The organism is Microbacterium oleivorans, assembly GCF_023715745.1.
GTDB lineage: Bacteria > Actinomycetota > Actinomycetes > Actinomycetales > Microbacteriaceae > Microbacterium > Microbacterium oleivorans_D.
This window is the reverse complement of sequence record NZ_JAMBOV010000005.1, coordinates 76,992-97,065: the sequence shown is the minus strand read 5'-3', so window position 1 is coordinate 97,065 and position 20,074 is coordinate 76,992. Positions and strand designations below refer to the sequence as shown.

The following is a 20,074-nucleotide window of genomic DNA, read 5'->3' as shown; positions in this document are numbered from 1 at the left end:
TGCCGATGTCAACCCCCGGGTGGGATGCAGGGTCGCAGGCCCACGCTCCGTGGGCGCCCGCAGAGCGCCGAGCGGAGGACCACAGCACCATGACGACCACGTCACCCAGACAGGCGACCCAGCAGGTCCCCGACAGCCCGAAAGGCAACACGGTCGTGCGGTGGATCACCTCCACCGATCACAAGACGATCGGCTACATGTACATCATCGCGTCGATGATGTTCTTCCTGTTCGGCGGGGTCCTGGCTCTCATCATCCGTACCGAGCTGTTCGAGCCGGGGATGCAAGTGGTGCCGACCAAGGAGCAGTACAACCAGCTGTTCACGATGCACGGCACGATCATGCTTCTGATGTTCGCGACGCCGCTGTTCGCCGGCTTCGCGAACACGCTGGTCCCCCTGCAGATCGGGGCTCCGGATGTCGCCTTCCCTCGGCTGAACGCGTTCTCGTTCTGGCTCTTCCTCTTCGGTTCCCTCATCGCCGTCGGCGGCTACCTCACCCCCGAGGGCGCGGCCGGATTCGGGTGGACGGCTTACCAGCCTCTCGCCAACGACGATTTCACACCCAGTGCCGCCGGCGACCTGTGGATGCTCGGCCTCGGCATGAGCGGATTCGGCACCATTCTCGGCGCAGTGAACTTCCTCACGACGATCATGACGATGCGCGCACCGGGCATGACGATGTGGCGGATGCCGATCTTCACTTGGAACAGCCTCATCACCAGCATCCTGATCCTGATGGCCTTCCCGGTGCTGGCGGCCGCGCTCTTCGCGGCGGCGGCGGACCGCATCCTCGGCGCTCACATCTTCGACCAGGCGAACGGCGGCGTGCTGCTGTGGCAGCACCTGTTCTGGTTCTTCGGCCACCCCGAGGTGTACGTCATCGCACTGCCGTTCTTCGGGATCATCTCGGAGGTGATCCCGGTCTTCAGTCGCAAGCCGATCTTCGGCTACAAGACACTCGTTTACGCGACCATCGCCATCGCCGCACTGTCGGTCTCGGTGTGGGCGCACCACATGTATGCGACCGGAGCGGTCCTGCTGCCCTTCTTCGCGCTGCTGACGATGCTCATCGCGGTTCCGACGGGCGTGAAAATCTTCAACTGGATCGGCACGATGTGGCGGGGCTCGATCACGTTCGAGACGCCGATGGCCTTCGCGCTCGGGTTCCTGGTCACCTTCGTCTTCGGCGGGTTGACCGGCATCATCCTCGCCTCTCCACCACTGGACTTCCACGTGCACGACTCGTACTTCGTGGTCGCCCATTTCCACTACGTGGTGTTCGGCACGGTCGTCTTCGCGATGTTCGCCGGCTTCTACTTCTGGTGGCCGAAATGGACCGGCAGGATGCTGAACGAGCGACTCGGTCTCATGCACTTCTGGTTGCTGTTCATCGGCTTCCACACGACATTCCTCATCCACCACTGGCTGGGTGCCGACGGGATGCCGCGACGCTACGCCGACTACGCCAGCCAGGACGCCTTCACGTGGCAGAACCAGCTGTCCACCGTCGGCTCGATGATCCTCGCGGCATCGATGATCCCGTTCCTCCTGAACGTCTGGGTCACGGCGCGGAGAGCACCGAGGATCACCGTCGATGACCCGTGGGGTTACGGTGCCTCCCTCGAATGGGCCACCAGTTGCCCGCCGCCGCGGCACAACTTCACGCACATTCCGCGCATCCGCAGCGAGCGGCCGGCATTCGACTTGCACCATCCCGAAGCCGGACTCCCGGTGGGAATCGGTCCGGCGAAGGATGCGCCGGACACCCCGATCGTCGACGTGAGCGACGGCGAGGTGAAATAGGCCGGAGGCTCGCCGAACGGATGAGCGGATTCTCATCTTGAGGGTCGGCATAACGGGTGTTCTCGACCGGTTTTCCAGGCGTCGATGTCGGTGGTCGGTGGCAGAGTGCAGGTATGACGGACAGGACGGAAACCCCCGGTGGCGAGGACTATCTCGCCGCGTTGGCGGGCATCGTCGCGGACGTGGGAGATCTGGCTATCGAGTTGGCTCGGGTGCAGATCCGCGAGCTGCGCGCCTTGGCCGCGGCAGGGCGGTTGGCGGAGGCGCAGACCGCCCAGCGCAACGCGCGCGTGCAGGTGCATGACATGGCCTTGCGGTCGATCGCGGCGGAGGTCGGTGGGGTGATGCGTGTCACCGACCGGACCGTGCAACGACGCATCGGCGAAGCGCGGACGCTGATCGAAGGGTTCCCCGCGACGGTCGAGGCGTGGGAGCAGGGCCGGATCGTGCGCGGGCACGCGTTCCTGATCGTCGAGACCGGGATGGCGCTGCCGGCGGAGATGTGGGCGGAGTTCGAAGCTGTCGCGATCACCCGGTGCGAACAGGACACCCCCAACCGGGTGCGCGGCGAGCTGGAGATCCTCGCGCACCGGATGCACCCGCGCTCGTTCGCGGAACGGCACGAGGAAGCCGCCGCCGGGCGCTGCGTGCGACTGGTTCCGGGACGGGACGGGATGAGCGACCTGATCGCGAACCTGCCGACGGTGATCGCCGAGGGGATCCATGACCGGCTGACGCAGCAAGCGCGGGCGATCATCGACACGCGCGACGAACGCGCTGTCGCGCGCGCCGGGAACGCCGATGTCGCCGTGATCGCGACCGACACCCGTTCGACGGATCAGGTCCGCGCCGACGTGTTCGCCGACCTCGTCCTCTCCGGGACTCCGGCGCTCGACGACACACGTGACACCACCGCGGGACCGCTGGGCGCGATCCGCGCACGCGTGCAGATCCTCGTCCCGGCCGCGACACTCACGGGAGACGACGACGGACCCTGTGACCTCGCCGGCCGCTCCCCCATCGACCCGGCGACCGCCCGCACCCTTGCCGGTGGCACCGGGATGTGGGAGCGCCTCTTCCACGACCCCACCACCGGGATCACGATCGCCACCGACTCATACCGAGTCCCGTCGGGGATGCGACGGTTCCTGCAGGCCCGCGACCAGCACTGCCGGTTCCCCGGATGCCGCACCGCCGCGATCCGCTGCGAGATCGACCACACCCACGACCACGCCCTCGGCGGACGAACCGAACTTTCGAATCTCGCGCACCTGTGCCAACGGCACCACTCGATGAAGCAGTTCACCGCCTGGACAGTCCGACAACTCACGGGTGGCGTCCTCGAATGGACCTCACCCCTCGGCAGAACCTACAGAGAAGACGCACCCACACCGGCCGTCGCCTTCAGCCCTGCCGCACCACCGCCACCGCCGGCACCGACCGCGCCCGCAGGACCCGCGCCCTTCTGAGGCGAGTCTGGCTTCCCCGCCTCGCTCTGCCCTCCCGGGGACTGCCGAGCCGAGGTGAACCATGCACTATTCTCAGAGAATGGTGAAATTGAGAGGACGCATGATTCGTCCGAGTTCCGTCATCGCGTATGCGGACTCGGGCGATCGTGGGGTTCCGGTGGTCCTGACTCATGGTGCGGGCCTCGATCACTCGATGTTCGAGGTGCAGGCTGCCGCTCTCATCGACCATGGCTTTCGTGTGATCGTCTGGGATATGCGCGCGCACGGGCAGTGCTCGCTGACGGAGCCCGTTTCGTGGCGCGAGACGCGCTTGACGACCTGGACGCTCTGCTCGTCGAGTGCCGAGCGGAGCGGGCCGTGCTCGTCGGTCACTCGCTCGGCGGAAATCTCGTGCAGGCTTTCGCGCGTGAGCATCCCGACCGAGTTCGAGGCATCATCGTCATCGATTCCACGTGGAACGTCGGCCCGCTCTCGATGGTCGAGCGCGCCGCGCTCCGTCTCGCCGCGCCGGCTCTGTCGCTGGTTCCGGCCCGGCAGTTGCCGAGTCTGATGGCTCGGGCCTCGGCAGTGACGCCGGAGGCTGTTGCCTGGGCAGAGGCGCTGTTCGCACGGATGCCGAAATCGAGATTCTTGGACGTGTGGAAAGCAACGGTGTCATTCGTCGATCCCGACGTTCAGACTCGCGCCGACGTGTTGCTGGCCCTCATCCGTGGTGCTGATGACCGCACGGGAAACATCGCGAGCGCAATGCCTCGATGGGCCGCCTTTGAAGGCGTAGCCGAGCATGTGATCCCGGGGGCTGGGCACATCGTGACATGGGACGCGCCGGAACAGAGCACACGTGCTCTGCTCGACATTCTCGAGGAATGGACGAGCGCGGACACGGACAGGCGATCGTGATGTCGAGCGACCAGCATCAGTTCATCAACGCCATGGGAGACATCCTGGCGACCTGGCATCTCTCTCGGTCTACCGGACGCGTGTACGGCTATCTTCTTCTGCGAGAAGAGGCGTCGAGTTCGGAGCAGCTGCGCGAAGCCCTCTCCCTGAGTTCAGGTGCCGTCAGCGCCGCTGTCCGGGAACTCGTGTCCTGGGGGTTGGCGAGGACACTCCCACAGCCGGGCAGCAGGAGGCTGCTCATCGAGGCTGCCGGCGGGTTCGAGCAGCTTCTCGCCGCCAGCCACGAGCGCACCCGTACCTTCATCCGCACACTCGAAGCCGCCGAGCGTGTATCGGACGGCCCGAGCGCCGCCGCGCGCCTCCGCGACGTGACGAACCTTTTCACCACCTACGTGGACGCGGCAGAGCATGCACTGCGAGCCAGGCGGCAGACGTAACGCACTACGACCGTCGTCCGTCGCGGATCCGACTGGCACAGCGCGGCCGCCGACCTCTCGCCACCCCGACTACGCCCCCGCCTCCAGGCTCGCCGCCTTGTCGCGCAAGACCCCCTGCTGAACCGTGTTCGCGGTCAGCTCCGCGGCCGCTAGCAGCTCGGCGCGTGCCTCCGCCGCCCGCCCAAGCCGTGCCAGCAACTCGCCCCGCACGCTCGGGATCACGTGCGAACCACGCAACGCGCCCGAACGCTCCACCTCCTCGACGATCGCCAGCGCCTCTGCCGGACCGACCGCCATCGACACCGCCGCCGCGCGATTCAACTCGACCATCGGGCTCGGCGCGACCCGCCCCAGGATCTCGTAGAGCAGCACGATCCGTCCCCAGTCGGTCTCCGCAACGCTCGGCGCGAGCGCATGACATCGCGCGATCTCGGCCTGCAGTGCGTACGGCCCCCGACCGGCCCCGCGCGCCGCGGCCGCGGCATCCGCTCGTCGCAATGCATCCGCCGCCCGAGCGATCTGCCCCCGATCCCATCGCGACCGATCCTGGTCCGCCAGCAGCACTGCGCCGCCTGACGCCGTCTCACGCGCGGCGAACCGCGAGCGCTGGAACTCCATGAGCGCCAGCAGCGCAAGCGCCTCAGGCTCGCGCGGCAACAACCCCGACACCACACGCCCGAGGCGGATCGCCTCGTCGGCCAGATCTGGACGCACCCAGCGGTCACCCCCCGTCGCCGCATACCCCTCCGTGAAGACCAGGTAGATCACACCGAGAACGGCACCCAGACGCGCCGTCCACTCCGACGGGTCGGGTGTCTCGAAAGGCACCCCCGCCGCCGCCAGCGTCTTCTTCGCGCGCGTGATCCTCGCCTGCACCGTCGGCACCGAGGTCAGCAGCATCCGTGCGATCTCCTCGGTCGTCAGCCCCGCCACCACGCGTAGTGTCAGCGCGACCTGCGATTCCCGAGACAACGCGGGATGGCACGCGGTGAACACGAGCCGCAGCATGTCGTCGTCGATGGGCTCCCACTCGGCATCCATCGCCTCGTCCAAGCCCCGCGCGATCCCGGCGTATCGCTCGTCGAGCGTGGATCGGCGACGCCACACATCCACCACCCGCCGCTTGGCGACCGTCGTCAACCAGGCCCCCGGATTCGCCGGCACGCCGTCGCGCGACCACGCACCCAACGCCTCGACCAGAGCCTCTTGAGCGACGTCCTCGGCGAGGCCGAGGTCGCCCGTCATCTTGGCGACGGATGCCACGATCCGGGCGCCTTCGATGCGCCAGACGGCCTCGACCTCACGCCGAGCGTCGCTCATGATCGGGTCAGGCGCTCGCGTTCTCGGCCTGCTCGCCGCGCCAGCCCTTCTCCTTCTGGATGTACTCGTTGTCCGCGTAGTCCGCGAAGTCCGACTCGTCGGTCACGCGACGCACCTCGAGCTTGTTGCCCGGCGTCAGCGGCGCCCGCTTCGCCCACTCGATCGCCTCTTCGGCGGTCGCCGTCTGCAGGATCCAGAACCCGTTGAACAGCTCGTGGATCTCGCCGTAGGGGCCATCGCTCACGACCGGCGTCTCGCCGGAGAAGTCCACGACATACCCGGCCTCGGGCGCGAGCCCCTCGCCGGCGACGAGGACGCCCGCCTTCATCATCGCCTCGTTGTAGGCGCCCATGGCGTTGATGACCGCCTCGAAATCCATGTTCTCGTAGTTCTCCACGGCTGCCTGGGTGGCCCGCATGATCAGCATGTGCTTCATCGTCTTCTCCTGAGTTCGGGGGACGCGATCTCGTCCCTCTCACTATCGCGTCGAACGGGCGGTGAGGAAATCGACATCGTGCCGAGAATCTATTCGCCCGCGAGCACCGATCCACGTGGTTCGAGCACTGCCGCGACGATCGCCTCGATCGCGAACTCCGACGAGCGACCCAGGTCGATCGCGGTCGGATCGAGCAGCCACTGCACCTGCAGGCCGTCCATCACCGCGAGGATGGCGGCTGCGCCGTCGGCGATCGCGCCCGGAGAGGTGATCCCCCGCTCCGCGCACACGCGCTCGAACGCCGTCGCGACCTCGAGGCGCAGGTTGCGATAGCGCTCCTCGAAGTATGCGCGCCCCGGGTGATCGTCCGTCACCGACTCCGCCGAGAGGACCGCGAACGCCTGCACGATCCCCGCTCGCCGCGCGTTCGCGAACGCCGTCCGCACGAGGTGCCGGAACAGGTCGATCCCGCCCGGGATGTGCTGATCCTCGAGGTCTGCGACGTCCGTCTCATCGCGGCGAGTCAACACCTCGAGCAGCAGCTGATCCTTCGACCCGAAATGGTGGAGGATGCCGGCGTGCGTCATGCCGACCTGGTCGGCGATGTCCTGCAGGGTGCCCCCGGAGTAACCCTTGGCGCCGAAGATGTCGAGCGCGGCATCCAGGATCACGCGCCGGCGCGCGATCGTCTCAGGCCGCGACCGCGGCTGGCGACGGACGTCGACCATGTTCCACCTCTTCCTCGGCGCTGGAGCAGATTGTACGCAGGGCTTCGACAACGCTTCGATAACCGCGCTTGAAAACTTACTTACTAGATCGTAAGTTAATCCATGCAATCACACTCAGCGCCGAGTGGCACTCCTTCGGAGGTCTGAACGCGGCGCCGGGACCCACTGATGAAGGAGAAGCAATGAGGCTGAAGACCTCCCTCGCCGCCGCCGGTCTCACCGCGGCACTCATCCTCACCGGCTGCGCCGCCGGTGGTGGAAACACCAGCAACAACTCCGGGGGCAACGGCACGGGAGCCGCCCTCACGATCGCCAAGCCCGACGGCGCCATCACGACCGAGTCGCACAACCCGTACCTCGGCGACTCGTCCGCCAACAAGTACGGCTACGGCAAGGTCATCTTCGAACCCCTCGCCCTCGTCAACCCGACCGGCGACCTCGGCACCACCCCGTGGCTCGCCGAAACGGTCGAGTGGAACGACGACTACACCGAGCTCACCGTCACGCCCCGCAGCGGCGTGACCTGGAGCGACGGTGAGGACTTCACCGCCGACGACATCGTGTTCACCTTCAACCAGTACCTCAGCGGCAAGCTCACCGACACCGGCGCTCTGGGCGTCACGGACGTCAAGGCCGACGGCGACACCGTCGTGATCAGCTTCGGCTCCTCGAAGTTCACCGCCCAGGGCCGCGTCCTGCACACCCCGATCGTGCCGGAGCACATCTGGAAGGACATCGCCGACCCCAACACCGACCCCCTCACCGACGAGGGCAAGGCTGTCGGCACCGGACCGTACGTGCTCTCCAACTGGTCGACCGAGTCCGTCTCGCTGACCGCGAACCCCGACTACTGGGGTGGCGAGCTCGCCGTGCCGCAGCTCAACTACGTCTCCTACGGCGACAACGCGGCCCTCACGACCGCGCTGGCGACCGGCGACGCCGACTGGGCGCAGGCGTTCATCCCGCAGATCCAGCAGAGCTACCTCGACGCCGACCCGGACAACGTCTTCCTCGTCTCGCCGACCCCCGGCGCCGGCACGCTGTTCATGAACCTGCAGCGCAAGCCGTTCAACGACCCCGCACTCCGCGAGGCCCTGGCATGGACGATCGACCGCGAGGCCTACGTCGACATCGCCCGCGAAGGTGCGAGCGAGGCGATCTGGAACAAGACCGGCCTCAGCTCCGTGCTCGAGAGCGAGATCATCGACGAGTACAAGGATGACAACTACTCGGTCGACGTCGACAAGGCGAAGGAAGTCCTCGAGGACGCCGGCTACACGTGGAACAGCGGTGCGCTGACCGACCCCGACGGTGAGGCCGTCGAGTTCTCGATCTCGGTCCCCGCCGGCTGGAGCGACTGGAACACCGAGCAGGCCCTCATCTCCGAGGAGCTCGACAAGGCGCTCGGCATCAAGGTCAACGTCGACCAGCCCGACTGGGGCGGCTGGGACGCCGCCCGCCAGGAAGGCGACTTCGACGCGATCATCCACTGGCTCGAGGACACCGGCAACGCGTACGGCCTGTACACGTCGACGATGGACCCGAAGTGGATCGTCGACGACAAGGCGTCGTTCAACTTCGGCCGCTTCGACGACCCGAAGGTGACCGAGGCGCTGAACACGTACGCCAACGCGAGCTCCGATGAGGACCGCGCGGGCGCCAGCGCCGTGCTGCAGAAGGCGTTCGTCGAGAACGTCCCGGCCATCCCGCTCGGTGCGCACCCGCTCCTCGGCGAGTTCAACACGCGCAACTACGTCGGCTGGCCCTCGGAGGACGACCAGTACGCCGCGGGTGACCCGACGCAGCCCGGCATCGTTCAGATCCTGACGAAGCTGAAGCCCGCCGAGTAATCCGACCGAGTGACGGGGCGGATGCCGCTGGCCCGGCGGCATCCGCCCCGCCACCCCTGCTCACCTCCACGAAAGCGAGCACGCACCGATGCGCGATTCGTTACTGTCCGTCGACGACTTCTCCGTCGTCTACGACGTCGACCCCCCGGTCGAAGCCGTCAAGAACGTCAGCCTGGAACTGCGCCGCGGCGAGATCCTGGGGCTCGCCGGCGAGAGCGGATGCGGCAAGACGACCCTCGCCTACGGTGTGCAGCGCCTGCTCAAGGCGCCCGCCGTCATCTCGAGCGGTTCCGTTGTGTTCCGCGACGTCTCCGGCGAGGACATCGACGTCAACTCCCTCGACCCGGAGGAGATGCGCCGCTTCCGCTGGGACAAGATCTCCATGGTCTTCCAGGGCGCGATGAACGCGCTCAACCCGGTCGCCACGATCGGCTCGCAGCTCTCCGACGTCTTCGAGGTCCACCGCCCGGACATGAGCCGCGCCGCGCGACGTGACGCGGTGAACGAGCTTCTCGAGATCGTCAAGGTCGGCGCCGCCCGCAGCCGTTCCTTCCCCCACGAACTCTCCGGCGGCATGCGTCAGCGCGTCATGATCGCGATGGCGCTCGCCCTGCGCCCCCAGCTGATGGTCATGGACGAGCCGACCACCGCGCTCGACGTGCTCGTGCAGCGCGAGATCCTCAAGCAGATCTCGCAGCTGCGCCACGAGTTCGGTTTCTCCGTCATCTTCATCACCCACGACCTGCCGCTGCTCCTCGAGATCAGCGACCGCATCGCCATCATGCGCGAAGGCGAGATCGTCGAGATCGACACCGCCGAGCGCATCTGGACCGCCCCGCAGCACGAGTACACGCGCACCCTGCTGTCCTCGTTCCCGCGACTGACCGGTGAAAGGGGGGTCGTCGTCCGATGACCACACTCGAATTCGACGGCGTCACGAAGGTCTACCACGTCCGCGGCGCCGGCCAGATGAAGGCCCTCGACGACGTCTCGTTCACCCTGACCTCCGGACAGACCATCGGCCTCGTCGGCCAGTCCGGCAGCGGCAAGTCGACGATCGCGAAGATCCTCACGCAGCTCGAGACCCCGACGAGCGGCGAGGTGCGCCTCGACGGCACCCCCATCCCCCGCCGAGGCAAGGGCCTGCGCGCCTACCGCCAGCAGCTGCGGATGGTCTTCCAGGACCCGTTCGCCTCGCTGAACCCCTACCACTCGATCCGCCACCACGTCGAGCGCCCGCTGCGCCTGGACAACGTGGTCCCGAGGCGCGAGGTCGAGGACGAGGTCCGCCGGCTCCTGGAGCGCGTCCGCCTCGACCCCGACTCGGTCATCGACCGCCGTCCGCACGAGCTCTCCGGCGGGCAGCGGCAACGCGTCGCGATCGCCCGGGCCCTGGCATCCCGCCCCCGGCTGCTCGTCGCCGACGAGCCCGTCTCGATGCTCGACGTCTCGATCCGCATGGGCGTGCTGAACCTGCTCGCCGACCTGCAGCGCGAAGAAGGGCTCGGGGTGCTCTACATCACTCACGACCTCGCGACCGCGCGTCACTTCAGCGACGAGATCCTCGTCCTCAACCAGGGCAGGGTCGTCGAGAGCGGCACCGCCGACGACGTCATCCTGCGCCCGCAGAACCCGTACACGCAGGAGCTCCGCGCTGCGTCCCCCGACCCCGAGAGCCACTTCGCATCGGCTCCCGGACTGCCCGGAGGTGCCCGATGACCGCCGTCCAGCCGCAACCGCCCGTCGAATCGACCGACGCACTCGAGGTCGGCACCACCGCCACCGCGACGGTCAAGGGACGCACCCGCATCCCGTGGCGCTTCCTCGGCAGCCGCGCTCTCTTCTACCTGTTCACACTGTGGGCCGCGATCACGATCAACTTCTTCCTGCCTCGGTTCATGAAGGGCGACGCGGTCGACCAGTACCTCGCCCGCAACCGCAACGTCACCCCCGAGGCGGCCGACGCCCTGCGCGCCCTCCTCGGCATCGACACCGACAAGTCGCTCTGGCAGCAGTACCTCGACTACTGGGGTCTCATGTTCCGCGGCGATCTCGGCGTCTCGCTGCTGCACGGCCTCCGCCCCGTCACCGAGGTCATCAGCCAGTCGCTGCCGTGGACGGTCGGCCTCGTCGGGTTCGCGACGATCGTCTCGTTCCTCATCGGCACGATCGGCGGCGCCATCATCGGCTGGCGTCGCGGCAGCCGCTCCGAGGTGCTGATCCCGATCACGACGTTCCTCAGCACCATCCCGTACTTCTGGCTCGGCCTCCTCGCCATCGCCCTCTTCTCGGTGAACCTGAAGTGGTTCCCCATCGGCAAGGCGTACGGCGTCGGGGTCTCACCCGAGTTCACCCCCGAGTTCATCGGCCAGGTGATCCACCACGGCACGCTCCCGGCGGTGACGATCATCATCGCCTCGCTCGGCGGCTGGATGCTCGGCATGCGCAACATGATGCTGACGGTCCTCGACGAGGACTACATCACGGTCGCGCAGGCCAAGGGGATGCCGAACTCGCGCGTCCTCTGGCGCTACGCCGCACGCAACGCGGTGCTCCCCCAGATCCAGAGCTTCGCGCTGTCGATCGGCTTCATCGTCGGCGGCACGATCGTCATGGAGATGGTCTTCAGCTACCCCGGCGTCGGCAAGCTCCTCCTGGACGCCACCAACGCGAAGGACTACGCGCTCATGCAGGGCGTCTTCCTCGTGATCACGCTGTCGGTGCTCGTCGCGAACATCCTCGCCGACATCGCCTACGCGTTCCTCGACCCGCGCACCCGTCAGACGGAGGCATGACCATGACCGCAACCGCCACCATCCGCATGGCGCGCACGCAGGAGCCCACCCCGAACACCTTCTGGTCGCGCCTGGGCTCGGCGTTCGCGATGTTCCGCAACGCGAAGTCGATCACGGGTCTGGCGATCCTCGGCTTCTTCGTGCTCATCGCGATCTTCGCCGACGTCCTCGCACCGTTCTCGCCGACTCAGGTCGACAACACCGCCCGGTTCCAGCCGCCGTCCGCCGAACACTGGCTCGGCACGACCCACATCGGCGAGGACGTCCTCAGCCAGGTCATCCACGGCACCCGCGGGGTCATCGTCGTCGGCTTCCTCGCCGCCATCATCGCGACGATCATCGCGATCGTGGTCGGCGTGGTCTCGGGCTACGTCCGCGGCTGGAAGAGCGAAGGTCTGTCGGCCCTGACGAACGTCTTCCTCGTCATTCCGGGCCTGCCGCTCATCATCATCGTGGCGGCGATGTTCGAGCAGCCGCCGCTCGTCCTCATCGCCGCCGTGCTCGGCATTACCGGCTGGGCGTGGGGCGCCCGCGTGCTGCGCGCCCAGACGATGTCGCTGCGCAACCGCGACTTCATCCAGGCCGCGCGCGCCAACGGCGAGCCCCTGCGCCGCATCATCGCCGTCGAGATGCTCCCGAACCTCATGGCACTCATCGCCGCGAGCTTCGTCGGCACCGTGACGGCGGCGATCCTCGGCCTCACGACGCTCTCGTACATCGGCGTCATCCCTGTGAACACCTACAACTGGGGCACCATCCTGAACTGGGCGAGCGCGCAGGGCGCGTTCCGGCAGAACCAGTGGTGGTGGTACCTGCCTCCGGGCCTGTGCATCGCCGCGATCGGCGTCGCGCTCTCGCTCATCAACTTCGGCATCGATGAGTACGTGAACCCGCGTCTGCGCTCCGCCGGCGAGCGCGCCCGCGCCATGAAGAAGAAGGGGCTGAACGTCAACGACGCCGTCACGGTCGTCCGCGCGCCCGCCTCTGCCGCACCGCACAGCACCACTTCGAAGGACAGCACCGCATGACCGTCGTCGACCTGCCCACCGCCCCCTACCTCGACCCCGCACTGACCGTCGAGGAGCGTGTCGCCGATCTGCTGGGACGCATGACGCTGCCCGAGAAGGTCGGGCAGATGATGCAGTTCGACGCCCGCGAGGACCTCGAGCACATCGTGCACGAGCGGCACGCCGGCTCGATCCTGCACACATCCCCCGAGAAGGTGCTCCGCGCCGCAGAGCTCACCGCGCAGACCCGCCTGCGCATCCCGCTGCTGGTGGCCGAGGACTGCATCCACGGACACTCCTTCTGGGAGGGCGCGACCATCTTCCCGACCCAGCTCGGAATGGCCTCGACCTGGGACCCCGAGCTCGTCGAGCAGGTCGCGAAGGCGACCGCCGCCGAGGTGGCGGCCACCGGCATCCACTGGACCTTCTCCCCCGTCCTCTGCATCGCACGCGACCTGCGCTGGGGCCGTGTGGACGAGACCTTCGGTGAGGACCCGTTCCTCATCGGCGAGCTCGCCTCGGCCATGGTGCGCGGGTATCAGGGCGACGGCCTCGGCGACCCCGATGCGATCCTCGCGACGGCGAAGCACTTCGCCGGGTACTCCGAGACCCAGGGCGGACGCGACGCGAGCGAGGCCGACATCTCGCGCCGCAAGCTGCGCTCTTGGTTCCTTCCGCCGTTCGAACGCGTGGCGCGGGAGGGATGCCGCACCTTCATGCTCGGCTACCAGACCACCGACGGCGTGCCGATCACGGTGAACGACTGGCTGCTCAGCGACGTCCTGCGCGGTGAATGGGGCTACACCGGCACGCTCATCACCGACTGGGACAACGTCGGGCGCATGGTGTGGGAGCAGAAGGTGCAGCCCGACTTCGTGCACGCGGCGGCCGCCGCCGCGAAGGCCGGCAACGACATGATCATGACGACGCCCGGGTTCTTCTCCGGTGCGCTCGAGGCCGTCGACCGCGGGATGCTGACCGAGGCCGACATCGATCGGGCCGTCTCCCGCATCCTGTCGCTGAAGTTCCGCTTCGGGCTGTTCGAGAACCCGCGTCTGCCCGATCGCGAGCGCATCGCCTCGGTCGTCGCCCGCGGCTCTCACGCCGACCTCAATCTCGAGGTCACCCGCCGCTCGCTCGTGCTGCTCCGCAACGACGGCACCCTGCCGCTCGCCCCCGACACCCGCCGGATCGCCGTCGTCGGCCCCCTCGCCGACGACGCGCAGACCCAGCTCGGGGACTGGGCCGGCTCGTCCGGACAGGTCGACTGGATGCCGGACGGCCACCCGCGGGCGCAGATCACGACGGTCCTCGACGGACTGCGCGAGCGCGCGGCCGCGACGGTCGAGCACGCGCGAGGCGCTGAGATCCTCCGCTTGACCGACGACCCTGCCGGGACGTTCCCCGACGGCCAGCCGCGTCCGCCCGTCGTCGTCCCGAGCGACCCGGACGAGGCCGAGATCGCCGAGGCGGTCGCCCTCGCCGAGCGCTCCGACGTCGTCGTCGCCGTCGTCGGCGACCGGATCGAGCTGGTCGGCGAAGGCCGATCCACCGCCACGCTCGAGCTCATCGGCGGCCAGCGCGCGCTCCTCGACGCCCTGGCCGCGACGGGCACGCCGCTCGTCGTCGTGCTCCTGGCGTCGAAGCCGCTCATCCTGCCGGAGTCGGTGCGCGAGGCATCCGTCGTCTGGGTCGCCAACCCGGGCATGCAGGGCGGCCGCGCGATCGCGGAGCTCCTGCTCGGCGAGATCGAACCGGCCGGCCGCCTGCCGATCTCGTTCGCCCGTCACGCCGGGCAGCAGCCGACGTACTACAACCAGATCCGCGGCCAGCACGGCGACCGCTACGCCGACCTCACGCAGGACCCCGCGTTCGCCTTCGGCGACGGACTGTCGTACACCACCGTCGAGTACGACCAGCCCGAGGTTGTGACCCCCGTGGTCTCCCCCGAAGACACGGTCCGCGCACGCGTGACCCTGCGCAACACGGGCACGCGCCCCGCGCACGAAGTCGTGCAGGTCTACGTCCGCGACACGGTGACCTCGGTCAGCTGGGCCGACCGCGAGCTCAAGGCGTACCGCCACGTCGACCTCGCCCCCGGCGCGGAGGCGACGGTCGAGATCGAGCTGCCCGCTGCGGAGTGCACGATCGTGGATGCCGCCGGCACCCGCATCGTCGAAGCGGGTGAGTTCGAGCTCCTCATCGGACCGTCGTCACGCCTCGAGGTGCTGCAGGCGGTCTCGTTCGAGATCCGCTGACCTACTTGAGTCCCGTCATCGCGATGCCCTGCACGAAGTAGCGCTGGAGGAAAAGGAACAGCAGCAGGATCGGCGTGACGACGAGGACCGACCCTGCCATCAGCAGGCCGTAGTACGTCCCGTTCGAGCCGACCGAGTAGAGCGACAGCGCGACGGGAAGGGTGTACATCTGCTCCGTCTGCGCCACCACGAGCGGCCAGAGGAAGTTGTTCCACGAGCCGAGGAAGGTGAGGATCGCGAGCGTCGCGATCGGCGGGCCGCACTGCGGCAGGACGACACGCAGGAAGATGCGCCACTCCCCCGCACCGTCGATGCGCGCCGCCTCGATCAGGGCGTCCGGCACACCCATGATGAACTGCCGCATGAGGAAGACGCCCAGCGGTCCCGCGAGGAACGGCAGGATCAGCGCCGGGTACGTGTTGACGAGCCCCATGTTGGCGACGAGGACGAACATCGGCACGAGCGTCACGACACCCGGAACCATGAGCGTCAGCAGAACGAGACCGAACAGCACCTTCTTGCCGGGGAAATCCAGCTTCGCGAGCGCGTAGGCGACCATCGAGCAGAACACGATGTTGCCGACCACCACGACGAGCGCGACGACCACCGAGTTCAGGAAGAACTGGCCGTAGTCCAGCTGCGTCAGCCACTGCGAGTAGTTGTCGAGCGTCGCCTGCTCGGGCCACCAGGTGATGGGCCGCTGCAGCAGCTCGCCCTGCGTCTTGAAGCTGCCGAGCAGCATCCACATGAACGGCGCGAGCGTCAGGATCAGCCCGACCGTCAGCGCGAGGTAGGTGGCACCCCGCGACCAGCCGGGCGAGCGCCGGCGCCGGCGAGGCGCGGCATCCGTCGTCACTGCGGCCTTCTCGGGCTCGGTCACCGTCGTGATCGCCATGTCAGTTGTCCTTCGATCGCAGCAGCCGGAACTGCACGGCCGACAGAGCCGCGATGAAAGCGAACAGCACGTAGGCCGCCGCCGACGCGAGCGAGTAGTCGCCGTACCCGAACTGGTTGTAGACGTAGTAGCTGATGGTGAGGGTCGAGTTCAGTGGGCCACCCTGCGTCATGACGAAGGGCTCCTCGAACACCTGCAGGAAGCCGACCGACAGCAGCACGGCGCCCAGCAGCAGCGTCGGCCGCATGAGCGGCAGCGTCATGCTCGTGAAGCGTCGCCACGCGCTCGCGCCGTCGACCTCGGCCGCCTCGTAGACGTCCCGCGGGATCGCCTGCAGTCCCGCGAGGAAGATGATCATGAGCGTGCCCATGTTGCGCCAGGCCCCCATCACGATGATCGACGGCATCGCCCAGAAGGGGTCGTTCAACCAATCCGGACCGTCGATCCCGACCCAGGAGAGCACTGTGTTCAGCAGGCCCGAGTCCTGCAGGATGAACTTCCACACGACGGCGACTGCGACGATCGAGGTCACGACCGGCGTGTAGAACCCGACCCGGAAGACGCTCCGGAACTTCTCGATGCCCGAGTTCAGCGCGACGGCCAGCAGCAGGCCGAGCGCCATCGTGAGCGGGATGCCGACACCGACGAAGTAGAAGGTGTTGACGATCGACTTCATGAACAGTTCGTCCTGGAACAGCGCGACGAAGTTGTCGAACCCGATGACGTTGACCGAGAACGGCGAGCGCAGGTCCCGCACGCCGAGGTCGGTGAACGACATCGCGAACGAGCCCAGAAGCGGGCCGAGCATGAAGACCGCGAAGACGACGAGGAAGGGCAGCGCGAACAGCCACGCCACCACCGCGGTGCGGCGCCGCTGGGCGGCGAAGCCTCCTCGCCGCCCAGCCGCGCTCGTCGAGGCGAGCGCCACGATGCTTACCAGCCCGTGCCGAGCGACTCGGCCTTCGCGACGATGGCGGATGCCGCGTCCGCCGCGCTGCTGCCGTTGGCGACCTTCTCGGCCTCGGTCTCGATGAACGCGGACATCTCGTTCCAGCTCGGCACCGACGGCGGAGCCACGGTGTCCTCGAGCTGGTCGTTCAGGACCGACAGGCGCGGGTCTGAGGTGAACGGCTCGGCGTCGAGCGCGGAGGTCACGGCCGGGAGGGCGTTGACCGTCTCGAACCACCGCTGCTGCGTCTCCGGCTCGGAGAGCCATGTGATCAGCTTCCACGCGCCGTCGGCGTTTTCGGCGTCCTCGAAGACGCCGAGGTGCCCGCCGCCGAGGTACGAGTCGTTGCCATCGGCACCCGCCGGGACGGGAGCCGTGCCGACGTTCTCGTCGACCCACTCCGGCGACTCCTGGTCGCCGAGCACGCCCACCATCCACGGCCCGGAGATGAACGCCGGGTTCGAGCCGTTCGCGAACGCCGCCGTCTGTTCGTCGCCGTAGCCGGACATGGGTGCGAGACCCTCGGTGAAGAACGAGGCGTAGTACTCGAGGGCGTCGGTGAGAGCGGCCTCGTCCCACGCGTACGCGTCGCCGGCGTCGTTCAGCACGTCGCCGCCGGCCTGTGCATAGAACGGCAGGATGATCTGCGTCGAGTCCTCGGCGTCGCCCATCGGCAGCTGGATGCCGTAGTCCGACCCGTTCGCCTTCATCGCCTTCGCGAAGGCGGTGAGGTCGTCCCACGTCTTCGGGGCCTCGACGCCCGCCTGCTCGGCGAGGTCGGTCCGGTAGTACATGACGCGCGTCTCGACGTACCACGGCACGGCATAGGCCGTGCCCTCGACCTCTGTCGATTCGAGTGCGGTCTCGTTGAAGGAGTCGTCGTCGACGAGGTCGTCCGGGACCTGCGCGAGGCCGCCCGCGGCGACCATGGAGGGCAGCAGCGACGAGCCGATCATGATCGCGTCGGGAACGGTGCCGGCGGCGACCGCGGTCTGGTACTTGGTCATGACGTCGGTCCACGGGATCGAGGTGACCGTGACGCTCGCGTCGGGGTTCTCGTCGATGAACGCGTCGGCGAAGTCGCCGAGGTTCTCACCCTCCTCGCCCATCGCCCAGATCTCGATGTCGCCCGTCGCGGGCGAATCGTCGACCGTCGCAGCCTCGCCACCGCCGCCGCCCTGGCCGGCGTCGTCGGCGCGGCCGCATCCGGCCAGGGCCAGCATGCCCACCACACCGATCGCTCCGAACGCGAGTGCCTTGTTGCGCATCTTCACGGGTTCCTCCTCATCGAGTCTTGACGCAGCGGCAGCTGGTCGGAAAACTAACTTAGCGACTGCTCGCTTAGTTTGTTGAGCATAAACTGGCGGGCATCGACCTCGCAAGAGAGCAGGCCATGACCAACGCAGCCGAAGAGACCCCCACTGAGTCCCCCGTGCGACCCGACCTGCGCCGGGTGCGCGGCGACAAGCGACGATCGACGATCCTCGAGACCGCCGTCGAGGTCTTCGGCGAACAGGGATACCGCGGCACGTCGCTCCGCGAGATCGCCCGGCGCGTCGGCATCTCGGATGCAGGCCTCCTCCACCACTTCGGGTCGAAGGTGGGCCTGCTCGCCGCCACCATCGCCGAACGCGACGAGATCGACCGGCACCGGCGCGAGCAGTCGGAGGCCGCGGGTGTCAGCTTCGTCGACACGATGCGCGAGCAGGTCGCCCGCAACACCCGCTCCCCCGGACTCGTGGCGCTGCACGTCGTGCTCTCGGCCGAAGCGACCGACCCGCAGCATCCGGCACACGAGTCGTTCCGCGAGCGCTACCGCGCGATCCGGCATCAGGACGACGAGTCATTCACACGTCTGCAGGAGCAGGGCGAGCTGCGCGCCGACCTCGACCCTCAGCGGGTCGGTCAGCTCGTGACAGCGATGATGGACGGTCTGCAGCTGCAGTGGTTGCTCGACCCCGATGCCGTCGACATGGAGGGCCTCTTCGAGGACTTCCTGCACCTCCTGGAGATCCCGGCCAGGGACGACACGGGAGCCGACGACACGGACGCGTAAGAACGGGCGCCGTGCCGGACATGCTGGAGCATGGGGCCCATGTCGCACGCAGACCGCCGCCGGCGCTTCGAGGAGATCGCCCGCGACGTCATCGAGCCCGTGCGCCGGTACGCCCACCGGCGCGCGCCCGCGGCCGACGTCGACGACGTCGTCTCCGAGACACTCCTCGCGCTGTGGCGGCGCCTCGACGACATCCCCGCCGAGCACATCGCCTGGGCGATCGGGATCGCACGGCTGCAGCTCGCCAACACCGAGCGCGCCGCGCGTCGACGCGAGCGGCTGAGCAGCCGCATCCGGATTCTCGATCCGCCGCACGAAGCGGCGCCCGTCGCCGAGGACGGGATCGACGACGCCGTGCGGCAGGTCCTCGGGTCGCTGCGCCCGGCGGATGCCGAGGTGCTGCGTCTGTGGTCCTGGGAGCAGCTCGAGCCGCGCGAGATCGCCGTCGTCCTCGGCATCACCGCGAACGCCGCCACCGTCCGGCTGCACCGCGCCCGGAAGAAGTTCGCCGACGCGTGGCGTAAGGAAGCGGCATCCGCCGGACATGTCGAAGTGAAGGAGAGGAGCGGACGATGAGCAGCCACGATCAGGACGACCTGCGACGACTGATCCGTCGCGCCGATCCCTCCGCGTCGCTCGCGCCCCTGCGCGAGGACCGGCTCACCCGACTGACGGAGGACACCATGACCCGCACCGAACTCGCGCCCGCGGGCGCCCGCACGTCACGCCGCGGCTGGCTCGTCGCCGGTGGCGGCATCGTCGTCGCCGCCGCGGCCGCCGCGCTCCTCCTGCCGATGGCGCTCACGTCGCCCGCCGCACCGACGCGCCTCGAGCTCGCCCCCGGCGGCGGCCTCACCGCCATGTGCGCGCAGACCACGCCCGAGGTCATCGGACAGGCGGAGGATGCGTTCCGCGCCACCGTCACCTCGATCGACGACGGCGTCGTCACGCTGAGCGTCGACGACCGATTCGCCGGAGAGGTCGGCAACACGGTCGAGGTCGCCCAGGGCGAGGACACCGCGGTGGACGGAGCCCCCATCGTCTTCGAGGACGGCACCACCTACCTGATCGCGGCCACGGACGGCGTCGTCGCGACCTGCGGCGTCAGCGACGTCGACTCACCCGAGCTCGAGGCGCTGTACCAGGAGGCGTTCCCCGGCTGAGCCCCG

The 20,074-nt window shown here is 68.2% G+C and carries 19 protein-coding genes; 13 read left to right on the top strand and 6 right to left on the bottom strand.

What is annotated here, in order from left to right; genetic code table 11:
• Window positions 1-89: 89 nt before the first annotated feature.
• The 4 genes from ctaD to M3190_RS12790 all read left to right on the top strand — a co-directional run bounded on the left by ctaD (window position 90) and on the right by M3190_RS12790 (window position 4,611).
• Window positions 90-1,805, top strand: coding sequence for an aa3-type cytochrome oxidase subunit I (gene ctaD, locus M3190_RS12805; RefSeq protein WP_251582282.1), 1,716 nt, complete (start codon window positions 90-92; stop codon window positions 1,803-1,805).
• Window positions 1,806-1,918: 113 nt separating this feature from the next.
• Window positions 1,919-3,274, top strand: a complete 1,356-nt coding sequence (locus tag M3190_RS12800) for an HNH endonuclease signature motif containing protein (protein ID WP_251582279.1) — start codon at window positions 1,919-1,921, stop codon at window positions 3,272-3,274.
• Between the two features lie 54 nt (window positions 3,275-3,328).
• On the top strand, window positions 3,329-4,174 hold the full coding sequence (locus M3190_RS12795; protein ID WP_251582277.1) for an alpha/beta fold hydrolase: 846 nt from the start codon (window positions 3,329-3,331) through the stop codon (window positions 4,172-4,174).
• Window positions 4,141-4,611 (top strand): GbsR/MarR family transcriptional regulator, encoded by a 471-nt coding sequence (locus tag M3190_RS12790; protein WP_251582275.1) that lies wholly within the window; start codon window positions 4,141-4,143, stop codon window positions 4,609-4,611. The genes M3190_RS12795 and M3190_RS12790 overlap by 34 nt, the downstream gene beginning before the upstream one ends.
• 69 nt (window positions 4,612-4,680) lie before the next feature.
• Here M3190_RS12790 and M3190_RS12785 read toward each other — a convergent pair whose 3' ends face one another.
• From M3190_RS12785 to M3190_RS12775, 3 genes are all read right to left on the bottom strand, one after another.
• A complete protein-coding gene (locus tag M3190_RS12785; RefSeq protein ID WP_251582273.1) occupies window positions 4,681-5,931 on the bottom strand; it encodes an RNA polymerase sigma factor in 1,251 nt (416 codons plus the stop codon).
• Window positions 5,932-5,938: 7 nt separating this feature from the next.
• Window positions 5,939-6,367, bottom strand: a complete 429-nt coding sequence (locus tag M3190_RS12780; RefSeq protein ID WP_251582271.1) for a YciI family protein — start codon at window positions 6,365-6,367, stop codon at window positions 5,939-5,941.
• A gap of 89 nt (window positions 6,368-6,456) precedes the next feature.
• Window positions 6,457-7,095 (bottom strand): TetR/AcrR family transcriptional regulator, encoded by a 639-nt coding sequence (locus M3190_RS12775; RefSeq protein ID WP_251582269.1) that lies wholly within the window; start codon window positions 7,093-7,095, stop codon window positions 6,457-6,459.
• 182 nt (window positions 7,096-7,277) lie between these two features.
• Between M3190_RS12775 and M3190_RS12770 the strand changes: the two genes are divergently transcribed.
• The 6 genes from M3190_RS12770 (at window position 7,278) to M3190_RS12745 (ending at window position 15,005) form a co-directional block, all read left to right on the top strand.
• On the top strand, window positions 7,278-8,945 hold the full coding sequence (locus M3190_RS12770) for an ABC transporter substrate-binding protein (protein WP_251582267.1): 1,668 nt from the start codon (window positions 7,278-7,280) through the stop codon (window positions 8,943-8,945).
• 88 nt (window positions 8,946-9,033) lie between these two features.
• Window positions 9,034-9,858 (top strand): ABC transporter ATP-binding protein, encoded by an 825-nt coding sequence (locus M3190_RS12765; protein ID WP_251582265.1) that lies wholly within the window; start codon window positions 9,034-9,036, stop codon window positions 9,856-9,858.
• Window positions 9,855-10,664, top strand: coding sequence for an ABC transporter ATP-binding protein (locus M3190_RS12760; protein WP_251582262.1), 810 nt, complete (start codon window positions 9,855-9,857; stop codon window positions 10,662-10,664). The genes M3190_RS12765 and M3190_RS12760 overlap by 4 nt, the downstream gene beginning before the upstream one ends.
• Window positions 10,661-11,740, top strand: a complete 1,080-nt coding sequence (locus M3190_RS12755; RefSeq protein WP_251582260.1) for an ABC transporter permease — start codon at window positions 10,661-10,663, stop codon at window positions 11,738-11,740. The genes M3190_RS12760 and M3190_RS12755 overlap by 4 nt, the downstream gene beginning before the upstream one ends.
• 2 nt (window positions 11,741-11,742) lie before the next feature.
• Window positions 11,743-12,768, top strand: coding sequence for an ABC transporter permease (locus M3190_RS12750; RefSeq protein ID WP_251582258.1), 1,026 nt, complete (start codon window positions 11,743-11,745; stop codon window positions 12,766-12,768).
• A complete protein-coding gene (locus M3190_RS12745; protein ID WP_251582256.1) occupies window positions 12,765-15,005 on the top strand; it encodes a glycoside hydrolase family 3 N-terminal domain-containing protein in 2,241 nt (746 codons plus the stop codon). Before M3190_RS12750 ends, M3190_RS12745 begins: the two co-directional genes overlap by 4 nt.
• Window position 15,006: 1 nt before the next feature.
• Here the strand turns inward: M3190_RS12745 and M3190_RS12740 are convergent, their stop codons facing one another.
• From M3190_RS12740 to M3190_RS12730, 3 genes are read right to left on the bottom strand one after another with little or no spacing between them, the layout of a single operon-like run.
• Entirely contained in the window at window positions 15,007-15,900 is an 894-nt protein-coding gene (locus tag M3190_RS12740) for a carbohydrate ABC transporter permease (protein WP_251582254.1), read from the bottom strand.
• A 1-nt stretch (window position 15,901) separates the two neighbouring features.
• Window positions 15,902-16,828, bottom strand: coding sequence for a carbohydrate ABC transporter permease (locus M3190_RS12735; RefSeq protein WP_251582252.1), 927 nt, complete (start codon window positions 16,826-16,828; stop codon window positions 15,902-15,904).
• Between the two features lie 5 nt (window positions 16,829-16,833).
• Window positions 16,834-18,117 carry an extracellular solute-binding protein gene (locus M3190_RS12730; RefSeq protein ID WP_251582728.1) on the bottom strand — a complete coding sequence of 428 codons (1,284 nt, stop codon included), beginning with the start codon at window positions 18,115-18,117 and terminating at the stop codon, window positions 16,834-16,836.
• A 125-nt stretch (window positions 18,118-18,242) separates the two neighbouring features.
• On the opposite strand from M3190_RS12730, the gene M3190_RS12725 reads away from it, so the two are divergent.
• The 3 genes from M3190_RS12725 to M3190_RS12715 are packed head-to-tail and all read left to right on the top strand — an operon-like array spanning window position 18,243 to window position 20,068.
• Window positions 18,243-18,905 (top strand): TetR/AcrR family transcriptional regulator, encoded by a 663-nt coding sequence (locus tag M3190_RS12725; protein ID WP_251582250.1) that lies wholly within the window; start codon window positions 18,243-18,245, stop codon window positions 18,903-18,905.
• A 39-nt stretch (window positions 18,906-18,944) separates the two neighbouring features.
• Window positions 18,945-19,481, top strand: coding sequence for an RNA polymerase sigma factor (locus tag M3190_RS12720; protein WP_251582248.1), 537 nt, complete (start codon window positions 18,945-18,947; stop codon window positions 19,479-19,481).
• A complete protein-coding gene (locus M3190_RS12715) occupies window positions 19,478-20,068 on the top strand; it encodes a hypothetical protein (RefSeq protein WP_251582246.1) in 591 nt (196 codons plus the stop codon). The genes M3190_RS12720 and M3190_RS12715 overlap by 4 nt, the downstream gene beginning before the upstream one ends.
• Window positions 20,069-20,074 lie beyond the last annotated feature (6 nt).